General features: G+C 47.8%; 9 protein-coding genes and 1 pseudogene. All 10 read left to right on the top strand.

The genetic code is table 11. The features are described 5' to 3' along the window. The first annotated feature begins 267 nt into the window (after positions 1-267). The 10 genes and pseudogenes from pth to ftsH all read left to right on the top strand — a co-directional run bounded on the left by pth (position 268) and on the right by ftsH (position 12,539). Positions 268-825: an aminoacyl-tRNA hydrolase gene (gene pth, locus JCM2765_RS14320; protein ID WP_054737317.1), complete on the top strand. Its 558-nt coding sequence runs from the start codon at positions 268-270 to the stop codon at positions 823-825. Positions 826-855: 30 nt separating this feature from the next. Then, positions 856-4,368 (top strand): annotated as a pseudogene (gene mfd / locus JCM2765_RS14315) (transcription-repair coupling factor). A 9-nt stretch (positions 4,369-4,377) separates the two neighbouring features. Next, complete coding sequence (locus JCM2765_RS14310; RefSeq protein WP_054737316.1) at positions 4,378-5,967, top strand: putative polysaccharide biosynthesis protein; 1,590 nt, start codon at positions 4,378-4,380, stop codon at positions 5,965-5,967. A 36-nt stretch (positions 5,968-6,003) separates the two neighbouring features. Beyond that, positions 6,004-6,279: an RNA-binding S4 domain-containing protein gene (locus JCM2765_RS14305; RefSeq protein WP_054737315.1), complete on the top strand. Its 276-nt coding sequence runs from the start codon at positions 6,004-6,006 to the stop codon at positions 6,277-6,279. 781 nt (positions 6,280-7,060) lie between these two features. Next, positions 7,061-7,453: an FtsB family cell division protein gene (locus JCM2765_RS14300; RefSeq protein WP_054737314.1), complete on the top strand. Its 393-nt coding sequence runs from the start codon at positions 7,061-7,063 to the stop codon at positions 7,451-7,453. Positions 7,454-7,741: 288 nt separating this feature from the next. Continuing rightward, entirely contained in the window at positions 7,742-8,257 is a 516-nt protein-coding gene (locus tag JCM2765_RS14295; RefSeq protein ID WP_054737313.1) for a S1 domain-containing RNA-binding protein, read from the top strand. Between the two features lie 146 nt (positions 8,258-8,403). Beyond that, positions 8,404-9,090 carry a tRNA lysidine(34) synthetase TilS gene (gene tilS, locus JCM2765_RS14290; protein WP_054737312.1) on the top strand — a complete coding sequence of 229 codons (687 nt, stop codon included), beginning with the start codon at positions 8,404-8,406 and terminating at the stop codon, positions 9,088-9,090. Continuing rightward, positions 8,982-9,758 (top strand): tRNA lysidine(34) synthetase TilS, encoded by a 777-nt coding sequence (gene tilS / locus JCM2765_RS14285; protein ID WP_082405158.1) that lies wholly within the window; start codon positions 8,982-8,984, stop codon positions 9,756-9,758. Before tilS (JCM2765_RS14290) ends, tilS (JCM2765_RS14285) begins: the two co-directional genes overlap by 109 nt. 18 nt (positions 9,759-9,776) lie before the next feature. Next, positions 9,777-10,319, top strand: coding sequence for a hypoxanthine phosphoribosyltransferase (gene hpt / locus JCM2765_RS14280; protein WP_054737310.1), 543 nt, complete (start codon positions 9,777-9,779; stop codon positions 10,317-10,319). A gap of 105 nt (positions 10,320-10,424) precedes the next feature. Next, positions 10,425-12,539, top strand: coding sequence for an ATP-dependent zinc metalloprotease FtsH (gene ftsH, locus JCM2765_RS14275; protein WP_054737309.1), 2,115 nt, complete (start codon positions 10,425-10,427; stop codon positions 12,537-12,539). Positions 12,540-12,633: the final 94 nt, after the last annotated feature.

Below are 12,633 nucleotides of genomic sequence, written 5' to 3'. Positions count from 1 at the left end.
TCCTTCCACTATACGAAACCAGAATCACTAAATTTCACAAACTAAACACACTTACGCCGGACACAAACGTCAGCATTTTTAAAAACACTGGGTTAACCGAAGCAACAAGTACGCTAACTTGCCGTTATTCTGGGCATATGCTATAATTTCTGGGTTAAAATGAGTTCGTAAGAATTTGTAACGCTGAACGATATGGCCTATCGTTCAGCTATTTTGCATGGTTAAATAAAGATAATTGAAGAACGCGATAAGGAGAATTTAATTCCGATGAAGATGATTGTTGGACTTGGCAATATTGGTCCCCAATACCACGAGACGAGACACAATACCGGGTTTATGGTGCTTGAACAGTTCGCTGAACAGGCGGGACTGGCCTTTACTACCCGAAAAATGGAAGCGAAATTAGCGAGCGGCATGATCAATGGCGAGAAGGTACTGTTGGTTGAACCCACGACGTTTATGAATGAGTCTGGACGGGCGGTTGGCGCTTTGATGCATTTTTATAAACTAGACGTCAAGGACCTGATCGTCATTCAAGATGATATGGACATGACGATTGGTCGCATTCGGTTACGTGCGAAAGGCTCAGCTGGTGGCCATAACGGCATCAAGAGTATCATTTCAGCCCTTGGCACCAGCGAGTTTGACCGGATAAAGGTGGGCATTGCGCACCCTGATAAGAGTAAAGTCGTGAACTACGTGCTTGGCAAATTCACAGCTGATCAGCGCGCAGATTTCAATCAGGCAGCTGACCACGCTGTCGCAGCCTTAAACGATTGGCTCGACGGCGTTGCAATGCCGGAGTTAATGAACCGGTACAATTAGACAAGTTAAGTTGGAGAGGAGGGGGATCACTTGGAATTAACAACGTTTTTAGCACAGATGCCACAGTATACCCAATTAGTAGCTGATTTTGACCAGCAGGGCCGTCAACTTGTGACGGGGATCGCTGGGTCAGCGCGAACGATGTTGATTGAAACGCTGTTAAAGCGGGAACAACGACCAATCGTTTTTGTGACCGATACGATTTATCATGCGGACCAATTGACGGATGAGTTGAGTAGTGTGTTGGATGAGCAACAACTATTTGAATTTCCAGTCGAAGAGCTATTGGCGGCCGAGTTAGCAACCAGTTCGCCAGAGTTTATGGCCCAACGCTTACAGGCGTTAAATGCCTTGCGGCGCCAGCAACCAGCTGTCATCGTCACATCGGTTTCCGTGTTGCGGCGGCAATTACCAGATCCAGAAACGTTCGATAATGCACGGTTTACGTTAACCCCCGGTGGCGAAGTTGACCTAGAAAAGATGGCTGCACGCTTGCAGCGGATGGGCTATCATCGTCAAAAATTAGTTGATGCACCAGGGGACTTCGCGATTCGGGGGTCCATTATTGATATTTATCCGTTGGATACGGACTATCCGGTTCGGGTCGACCTGTTTGATACAGAGATCGATTCGTTACGCTACTTTGATGCTAGCAACCAACGGAGCGTTGAAAACATCGAATCCGTCACGATTTTACCAGTGACGGATATGCTGATGACACCGGAGCACCGTGAGCAAGCAGCTACTGAGTTACAAAAGGTGCTACGCAAGGAACAACGACAATTAGGTGATGAAGCGGCTGAACAACTCGGTAACTTTATCACGCCACTGATCGAAGCCCTCCAAAAAGGGGACGTTTCGGCGGAACTGCGGTTATTTGCGAACGACTTCTTTGGTAAGACCCAATTGTTAGACTACTTAGCACCCAACGGTCTAGTGATGCTGGATGATTACCCACGTTTGCGTGATACTGGTAAGCAGCTTGAACTTGATGAGGCGAACTGGGCAGTTGATAAATTGGCAACCCGTCAGATTTTCAGCCAGCAAAAATTCGGCTTACACTTCCAAGATGTGCTCAAACGCGATAAGCACGCTTCGATTTACTTTGCACTCTTCCAAAAAGGCATGGGTAACATGCGCTTTGATCAACTCCTTGATATCCCAACGCGAAGTATGCAGCAGTTCTTTGGGCAAATGCCGTTACTTAAGCAAGAAATTAATCGTTGGCAAACGACTCAGCAAACCGTCGTGATGATGATTGCGGATGAGGAACGTTTGAACAAAGTATCATCGACCTGATGGATTTTGACATCAGTGCCGTGATGACGAAGGCCTCGGATATTCAGCCTGGCGTTGTTCAGATCGTACCTGGTCGTAGTCAGACTGGGTTTGAATTACCAGATGCGAAGTTAGTCGTCATCACTGAAGCTGAAATGTTTAAACAGGTTACCAAGCACCACCGTCGTCGGCAGACATTAGCCAATGCGGAACGCTTGAAGAGTTACACTGATTTGAAACCCGGTGATTACGTTGTCCACGTTAATCACGGAATCGGGCGGTTTGAAGGCATGCAGACGCTGGAAGTGGATGGGGTCCATCAAGACTACATGTCCATTGCCTACCAGAGCGATGCGAAGCTATTCATTCCCGTTAGTCAGTTAAACCTGATTCAAAAATACGTTTCTTCAGAGGATAAGCGGCCAAAAATCAATAAACTTGGTGGCTCCGATTGGGCCAAAACCAAGAAAAAGGTTGCCGCTAAGATTGAAGATATTGCGGATGAGTTGATTGAACTCTATGCAAAGCGCGATTCTGAACGGGGATACGCCTTCCCGCCAGATGATGCTTACCAGCAACAGTTTGATAATGATTTTCCGTACTCCGAAACGCCAGATCAGTTGCGGAGTATCGATGAAATTAAGCACGATATGCAAAAGGAAAAGCCGATGGATCGCCTGTTAGTTGGTGACGTGGGTTACGGAAAGACCGAAGTGGCACTTCGAGCAGCCTTTAAGGCAATTGAAGCGGGCAAACAGGTGGCCTTTTTGGTGCCAACGACGATTCTTGCGCAACAACACTTTGATACCATGACTAACCGGTTTGAAGGCTATCCAGTTAAAGTGGCGATCCTGTCACGGTTCCAGACCACCAAGCAGGTGAATGAAATTATCGCCGGGCTCGCAGATGGTAGCGTTGACGTAGTTGTTGGGACGCACCGGTTGCTGTCAAAGGATATTAAATTCAAGGACCTTGGCCTGTTACTCGTCGATGAGGAACAACGGTTTGGGGTGAAGCATAAGGAACGGCTCAAGCAATTGAAGTCGCAAGTTGACGTGCTGACGTTGACGGCAACACCAATTCCACGGACCCTGCACATGTCAATGTTAGGGGTTCGGGACCTTTCCGTTATCGAAACGCCACCAGCTAACCGGTTCCCCATCCAAACATACGTGATGGAACAAAACGCCGGCGCGATTCAGGACGGTATTCGCCGAGAAATGCAGCGTGGTGGCCAAGTCTTCTTCCTGCATAACCGGGTGGACGACATTGAAGAAACGGTGAGCCAGATCAAGGCGTTGGTGCCAGATGCAGAAGTTGGCTACATTCACGGGCAGATGACCGAAAATCAACTTGAAGGGATCCTCTACGATTTTATTCGGGGCGACTATGACGTGTTAGTGACGACCACGATCATTGAAACCGGGATCGATATTCCAAACGTCAACACACTGTTTGTGGAAAATGCCGATCACATGGCTTATCGCAACTGTATCAACTCCGGGGCCGAATCGGTCGGAGTAACCGGGTTGCCTATGCCTACTTTATGTATCAGCCAAACAAGGTGTTAACGGAAGTCAGCGAAAAACGGCTTGAAGCATCAAAGATTTCACAGAGTTGGGATCTGGCTTTAAGATTGCGATGCGTGACTTATCGATTCGGGGTGCTGGGAACCTGTTAGGTAAGCAGCAACACGGGTTTATTGATTCCGTGGGGTATGATTTATACTCCCAGATGTTGGCAGACTCTGTGGCTAAGAAGCAGGGTAAACAGACCACACCGAAGACGGATGCTACTGTCGAACTTGGTATGGAAGCTTACTTACCAGCAACCTATATTGATGATCAACAGCAAAAGATTGAAATGTATAAGCGAATTCGACAGATTGAAGGGCCGGAAGACGTCACCGAGATTCAAAATGATTTGATTGACCGGTTCGGCGAATATCCAGCAGAAGTCACGAATTTACTGGCGGTTAGTCAGGTTAAGATTCAAGCGGATGCGGCCTTAATTGAAAAGTTACATCGCAATAAGGATCAAATCGTTGTGACGTTATCTGATCAAGGAACGGCACAGTTCAGCGGTGAGGACGTCTTTAAGGCGTTATCTAAGACCAAGCTCCGGGCAACTGTCGGCATGTCCGGCGAACGGATGGTCGTGAAACTCGTCATTCAACCGAAGATGACGCAACCGGTTTGGTTGGCTGAACTGTCCCAATTTGTCGTCGCGTTAGGTGAACTCGTTGGGCAACAACCAGTGGGCTAAGGTGACAGTATGAAAAGAAAAACGATGAAGACAATGATGCAGGGGGCAATTTTGTTGTCCGTTGCCTCGTTGATCGCTAAGATTTTGAGTGCGGTGTACCGCGTGCCGTTTCAAAATATGGTTGGGAATACTGGGTTTTACGTTTACCAGCAGATTTACCCAATTTATGGCATTGGGATGACCTTCGCGTTAAGTGGCCTGCCAATGTTTATCTCAAAATTAGTGGCGGAATCGGGTACGCAAGCGGAGAAACTCAGCTTGTTGTCCCGGGTACTCGTTTTGATGATGGGCTTTTCACTGATCCTGTTTGCAGGATTACAGCTTTTTGCACTTCAAATTGCGGTGGCAATGGGCGATCCTAAGTTGGCAATCATTATTCGTTCGGTGAGTTGGATGTTTTTACTATCACCGTTTCTGGCGGTCAGCCGGGGATATTTTCAAGGCGAATATGATATGCAACCTTCGGCAACCTCGCAGCTCGTTGAACAGCTTGTTCGGGTGACGGTGATTTTGACCGTGGCCTACTGGGCAATGCGTCATCAATGGGACGTGTACCGAATGGGCGCTTGGGCGATGAGTAGTGCTGCAATCGCTGCGGTTTTTGCGAGCGCAGTAATGGTGTGGTACGTGCGACAGGCTCAGGTCAATTTCTGGCAACCAGCGTTACAACCGGCGAAAATCAGTTATTCAGACCTAGCGAAACGCTTGTTGATCGAAGGGGGAACCATTAGCCTCTTCGCGTCAATGATGGTGCTTTTGCAACTGATTGATTCCTTTACCGTGAAGCGGGGATTGGTGGGCTATGGGCTCACTGATTTAGCGGCTAAGTCCGTTAAGGGGATCTATGACCGTGGCCAACCGTTAGTTCAATTGGGATTGGTTGTGGCGACGGCCTTTGCCTCATCGCTGTTACCCTCGTTGACAGAAGCATTAAATCAACGTAAGTGGCGTCAGTTCGTGCGGCAGGCCGGTAGCGTGATCCGGATGAGCCTGGTGATTGCTAGTGCAGCTGCGGCCGGTTTAATTGCTTTGATGCCAGAAGTGAACCGGTTACTGTTCGGTGATGCAACTGGTTCCGGTACGCTGTCGATTTACGTATTAAGTATCATCTTTGCCACGTTGATTACGATTTATAACAGTATCCTACAGAGCCTGAACCGGTTTACCACGACCCTAGTTGGTCTGGGAATCGGCTTAGCAGTGAAGGTGATCTTCAACCAACGTAGCGTCGTTTCGATGGGCGCTGTTGGGGCGAGTTGGACCACGGTGATTGCGTTAGCGGCCATGACCATTTTTTTGATGCAGCAACTAAAGGAATTTGACTTTGCTGCCTTTCGGAACGGTTTGCTTCGAAAACTGGTGGGCGTCTGCGTCGTGATGATCGTTGGGCTACGGTTGCTCATGGACATTTTGCAAGGCATGATGTTACAAGCAGGATTATCCCCTCGTGGCTCAGCGTTTCTTCTCACAATCATCGGTGTCGCAGCGGGCGTTTGGCTCTTTTTGAAGCTCGCACTTAAAACGCACTTGCTTGCACTTCGCGAGTGGTTAATGTTACCGTTAGCAAGTCGATGGCTTCGCTGGTTACGGGTCAAGTGAGGCACCATAAGTTATTAACATACTGGAGGAAACAACATGCGATTAGATAAATTTTTAAAGGTTTCGCGAATCATCAAGCGGCGGACGGTCGCTAAGGAAATTGCCGATAAGGGCCGGATCACCATTAACGGTCGGGCAGCCAAGTCGTCAACTGACGTCATGCCAAATGATGAATTAGTGATCAAGTTTGGGAACAAGACGCTGACAGTTCAAGTTTTACAGCTGTTGGAAACCACTAAGAAGCAGGATGCTGAAAACATGTACAAGATCGTGAGCGAGGAGTATGCGAAGGATTTTCGTGAAGAGTTGTAAGTGTGTGCGACAAAACTCGTTCATGTTCTTGAAACTGAGTTTTAGCGGTTTATAAATAATGAAAATGCGGTGATTACCTTTTGGGTGGTTGTCGTATTTTTTGTGTGATTTGGCGACAATTTTCGGCTCTGAAGAGGATGATGTACTGTTGGGTTCCTGACCAATTCAGATTTGGTCTATGGTGACGCTTTTTGGCCACCGCGCCGAAACGCGAGCGGCAAAACTGAGTGTTACGCATAAGGGCGTCCCATCCTAAGGCCGATGCCGCGTATTTTGTACAACTTGGCGACTGGTTTTCGGCTCTGAGGAGGATGATTCGTGGTTGGGGTCCTGAGCAATTCAGGTTTAGTTGATGGTGGTTTTTTTTGGCTACCGCGCCGAAACGCGAGAAACCAAACTGAGTGTTACGCATAAAAAGAACTAACGCTGTAGGACTGATAACTCGTACTTTTGTACAACTTGGCGACAAGTTTTCGGCTCTGAGGAGGATGATGTACTGTTGGGTTCCTGACCAATTCAGATTTGGTCTATGGTGATTCTTTTTGGCTACCACGCCGAAACGCGAGCGGCAAAACTGAGTGTTACGCATAAGGGCGTCCCATCCTAAGGCCGATAGACCACGGCCTTAGGATGGGACGCCCTTATGCACCACACTCAACCCGTTTTGCCGCTCGCTCTATTACAATTCTGTAACGTTTCCTGAATCCGTTTTAAAGCCCGTAGACAAGGGCTCAACTAGTTGCTATACTTCAAGGTAAAGACAATTCGGGGGGCCGTTAAGATGGCGCAGCGAAGTAAGATCACTCGGCTTGAGAATGCTTATACGAAGCAGATCCAAGCCCAACAACATCAGAACAAGTCAATTTTGACAAAACAGCGTAAAAAGCGTGCTGCAATCATCATAGGGGCCTTTCTTTTGGTTTGCTTAGTTTTGAGTACTGAAATCGTGCATGCAAAATTAAGCTTGGGTCAGACCCAGACTGAAATTGTCGGTCGTCAACAAAAGCTGAAGACGACTAAGGCGACTAATCAAAAATTGCAAGAGCACGTTAAACTGCTTAACAATAAAACGTACCTAGAGAATCTGATTCGCTCTAAGTACTATTACTCAAAATCGGGTGAGACGATTTACAGTCTGCCAAGTGATAAAGCGAGTGACGTGACTGCGAAGTAAGCGCGTTATCAAAATACTTGTTATTCAGGTGAGTGACAGTTAGAATGGGTGACGAATCAGTCATCGCATGCAACCAAGAGGCTCACTCAAGAGCGGAGAATTCGGCTGGTTGAAGTTAAACCAACGGGGTTCTCCGCTTCTCTGCATGGTGTTAAATGGTGCTTGCGCGTTGGCTAGTCATCTCGTAGTCATGATAGTTTGATTAAAATTTCATGGGATTGGCCCACTAGCTTTTTTGAGAAGTGTGCTATACTATTAATACATATTTTAAGGAGGAAATTCTTGTTTATGGCAATCGAGGTTGGAGCAAAAGTTGCTGGTAAAGTATCAGGCATCACAAATTTTGGTGCGTTCATCGACTTAGGCGAACATAAGACTGGGTTAGTTCACATCAGTGAAGTTTCAGATGGTTTTGTAAAGGATATTCACGACGTATTAAGTATCGGCGATCAGGTGACCGTCAAGGTGTTGTCGATTGGCGACGATGGCAAGATCGCGTTATCTATCCGCAAGGCATCGGATCATCCTGCTGAACATCAGGAACGCCCACATCACTCGCGGGAACACCACGAAGGGGGTAACGATAACCATCATGGTAACAATGGTGGTGGTCGTAACACTCATTATCGGAGCAATAACAACGGTGGTGGTCGTCCGCGGAATAACAACCACGCTTCAGCAAACCATAAGGAGAGTTTTGACGATTTAATGTCCGGTTTCTTAAAGGATAGCGAAGATCGCTTAGCTACCCTTAAACGGAATACTGAAGGTAAGCGTGGCGGTCGTGGCGGTCGTCGGAGCTAGTCTGACGCCGACATGGCAAAAACGTTATAAAACAACGATGGGATATCAGTGTCCCAATTGAATGAAAACTCCGGGTGATTGGCTTGCTGATCATCCGGAGTTTTTTGACGAGTAACGTGAATTTTGAAAGAAAGTGGGGACTTAGGATGCTTTCACAGACGGTTGAACAAATTGTCCGGCAACTGGGCGGGTTCGAACCTTCAGACACCGTTGTGGTTGCTGTATCAACGGGCGTGGACTCAATGGTCTTATTAACGCTGTTGCAGCGACTCCCCGTTGCCCATCGCCCCAAACTGATCGTCGCGCACGTGGATCATCAATTGCGTCAACAAAGTCAAGTCGAGCGACAGTTTATCACAACGTATTGCCAGCAACACAGGTTACCGCTCGAAGTTGCAGTTTGGCCGTTAGCGGCGCACCCGGCAACGGGAATTGAAGCCGCTGCCCGTGAATTTCGGTACGCGTTTTTTGAACGGGTCATGAAGCAGACCCACGCAACGACCTTAGTGACGGCCCATCACGCAAATGATCAGGCGGAAACGGTGCTCATGAAACTGATTCGGGGCGGTGATTTAACCCAGTTGGTCGGGATTCGAACTGAGCAGCCGTTTGGGTCGGGGCGGTTAGTACGCCCGCTATTGCGAATTGATAAGGCAACGCTATTGGCCTACGCGCAAACCAATCACCTGACTGGTATGAGGATGCGACCAATCAAGCGGATGACGTGCTACGTAATCGAATCCGCCATCAGGTCTTACCAGACTTACAACGCGAAAATCCAGCCTTGCTCGCGCACGTGCAATCATATGCCGATCAATTGCAGCAGTTACTGACCATTGGGCATGAGCGTGTGGGTCAGCTTTTAAATCAAGTGTTGATTGACGCAACGACGGGGCGGCTTTCGGTATTTTTAACCCTGACCGGAGCTCAGCAGGCAGCACTATTAACTGCGTGGTTTAAACAGCGGGGGGTGGCAGTCACCACCGCCTACGTGAAAATGGCCCAGCAACTCCTAACCAATTCAGTTAAGCCACAGGGTGAAGTTGATTTACCTAGTGGTATCAAGCTGATCAAACGTTACCAGACATTTTCACTGCTAGAAGCCACAAAACTTGCCGAAAATCCGCAATCTGACAGGCGAATTGTGTTAATATTTAATCAGTGGGTTCAGTTTACTCCCCAAATGGCTTTAAAGCTTAGTCATCGTCGTTTTGAATCTGAGCAATCAGCGACTGAAATGGCGTTGGCACTTCAACCAGATGACTTTCCCTTAACGGTTCGTCAGGCCCAGTCGCACGATCAGATTCGGTTAGCTTCTGGCGGTCATAAAACGGTTCGCCGAATTTTGATCGATCACAAGTTAACCGTTGAAGAACGGCAACATCAGTGGGTCGTGACGACGGCAAGTGGAGAAGTGCTTTGGTTGATCGGCATTCAACGAAGTGCCCGGCCAGCGTCATTAGGTGAGCGAAACTATGAGCTCCAACTACGATATAGTTGAGACTAAAGGAGAATATTGATGAACAACGACATCGAGCGTGTTTTATACAGCCAAGACGATATCAAGGCAGCTTGCGAGCGATTAGGCGCAGAGATTACGCGGGATTATGCGGGCAAGCGGCCATTGGTGATCGGCGTGTTAAAGGGCGTTGTGTTTTTTATGACGGATTTGATGCGGGAACTGGATTTCTTGACGGACATGGATTTCATTGACGTTTCTAGTTACCATGGTGGCACTGAATCATCTGGTGAAGTGACGTTAGTGCAAGACTTGAGCACTGATATTGAAGGTCGAGATGTCCTTTTGGTAGAAGATATTTTGGACAGTGGCCGGACGTTAGTTTACCTGCAAGAATTATTATCAGCTCGCAAACCTAAGTCACTGAAGATCGTCACGTTGTTGGATAAGCCTGAGGGTCATCAGATGGCAGCCCACGTTGATTATGTTGGTTTCAAGGTGCCAAATGAATTTTTGGTTGGCTACGGACTCGACTATAACGAGTACTACCGAAACCTGCCATATGTCGGTGTTTTAAAACCCGAAGTTTATGCGAATAAATAATTAGTCAAATAAGGTCAAATGTGATAATATGATTTCTATTAAGCGAGGAATTGTCCTCAGTTTCGTTCCTGATATTAATGGGAACCGTGGGTAAGGAGGCACTAAATGAACAATCGAAGAAATGGACTTTTTCGAAATAGTCTTTTCTACATTGTGATCTTCTTGTTGATCATGGGTGTTGTTTACTTCTTTCAAGGAAACAACTCAAACTCACAATCCCAAGAAATTCAATCCAGTGAGTTCGTTCAACAATTAAAGTCGAACAAGATCAAGAAGTTCTCCGTTCAACCTTCCGGTGGCGTTTATAAAGTTACCGGTGAGTATCGGAATGCTCAAAAGACGAAGACGTCATCTGGCTTTACGCTTGGTGGTAACACCAGCTCTAAAGTCACTGGTTTCACAACTGCCGTGTTGCAAAACAACTCGTCAGTTCAAGAAATTACGCGTTATGCACGGGATCATAACGTGAAGATGAATACGAAGCCTGAGGAATCCAGTGGTTTCTGGATCAACCTGTTGGTTTACGTACTCCCACTGATCGCGTTCATTTTCTTCTTCTACATGATGATGGGCCAAGCCGGCCAAGGTGGCGGCAATGGCAAGGTGATGAACTTTGGTAAGTCCAAAGCGAAACCAACTGACAGTAAAGAGAACAAGATTCGTTTCTCTGACGTTGCCGGTGAAGAAGAAGAAAAACAAGAACTGGTCGAAGTTGTTGAGTTCTTGAAGGATCCGCGTAAATTCGTGTCCTTGGGCGCCCGGATACCATCCGGGGTACTGCTCGAGGGGCCTCCAGGTACTGGTAAAACGTTGCTGGCCAAGGCCGTTGCTGGTGAAGCTGGCGTACCGTTCTACTCCATTTCTGGTTCTGACTTCGTTGAAATGTTCGTTGGGGTCGGTGCTAGCCGGGTCCGTGATCTGTTTGACCAAGCCAAGAAAAACGCCCCATCGATCATCTTCATTGATGAAATCGATGCCGTTGGTCGCCAACGTGGCGCCGGCATGGGCGGTGGTCACGATGAACGTGAACAAACCTTGAACCAATTACTGGTTGAAATGGACGGGTTTACGGGTAACGAAGGGGTCATCGTCATGGCCGCTACCAACCGTTCCGATGTCTTGGATCCAGCGTTGCTTCGTCCAGGTCGTTTCGACCGGAAGATTCTGGTTGGTCGGCCTGATGTTAACGGTCGTGAAGCTATCTTGAAGGTTCACGCTCGTAACAAGCCACTTGCTGGTGACGTTGATTTGAAGGAAATCGCTAAGCAAACCCCAGGTTTTGTTGGGGCGGACCTAGAGAACCTGCTGAACGAAGGGGCGTTATTAGCTGCCCGGCGGAATAAGACGCAAATCGATGCTTCTGATATTGATGAAGCTGAAGATCGTGTGATTGCCGGCCCAGCCAAACGTAACCGCGTTATCAGTAAGAAGGAACGCGAAACCGTTGCTTACCACGAAGCGGGTCATACAATCGTTGGGTTAGTGCTTAACGATGCCCGGGTCGTTCATAAAGTAACGATCGTACCACGGGGCCGTGCTGGCGGTTACGCCATCATGTTGCCACGTGAAGATCAAATGTTGATGAGTAAGAAGGACGCCATGGAACAAATGGCCGGCTTGATGGGTGGTCGGACCGCCGAAGAAATTATCTTCGACTCCGAATCATCCGGTGCTTCTAATGACTTTGAACAAGCAACCCAAATTGCCCGTTCAATGGTTACCCAATACGGGATGAGCAAGAAGGTCGGTACTGTGGCACTTGAAAGTGCTGGTAGTCAGCCATTCGCTGGTGCTGGTTACGGTCAAGGCCCGGCCTACTCGCAAGAGACCGCTGCGACGATTGACGAAGAAGTTCGTCGTTTGATCAACGAAGCCCACGAAACGGCTCACAAGATCATTTCCGAACACCGGGAACAACACAAGATTATTGCTGAAGCCTTACTGAAGTACGAAACCTTGGATGAAAAGCAAATCATCAGTCTGTACGAGACGGGTGAGATGCCAAACGCCGGTCAATCATCGGAATTCCCGAGTGAAAAAGCCGCCACGTTTGAAGAATCTAAGCGTGAACTCGAACGCCGTGAAGCTGAACGTCAACAATCAAAGAGTGAATCAGATGCGCCGGCTGAAGAATCAACTTCAACAACCGAAACACCTGACAACACTGATTCATCAGCAACGGATAAGTCGGATAACGACCATCCAGATGATGAAGCTTAATCTGTAATAGAGAAAGGCCACGAGTGAGAGCTCGCGGCCTTTTTTGTCGCTTGTGTCCAGCGTAAGCATCGTTGATGTGAGTTTGTGAAATGTA

The sequence above is a fragment of the Secundilactobacillus similis DSM 23365 = JCM 2765 genome (assembly GCF_001311075.1).
Classification (GTDB): Bacteria; Bacillota; Bacilli; order Lactobacillales; family Lactobacillaceae; genus Secundilactobacillus; species Secundilactobacillus similis.
This window is presented reverse-complemented; position numbering and strand designations above follow the sequence as displayed.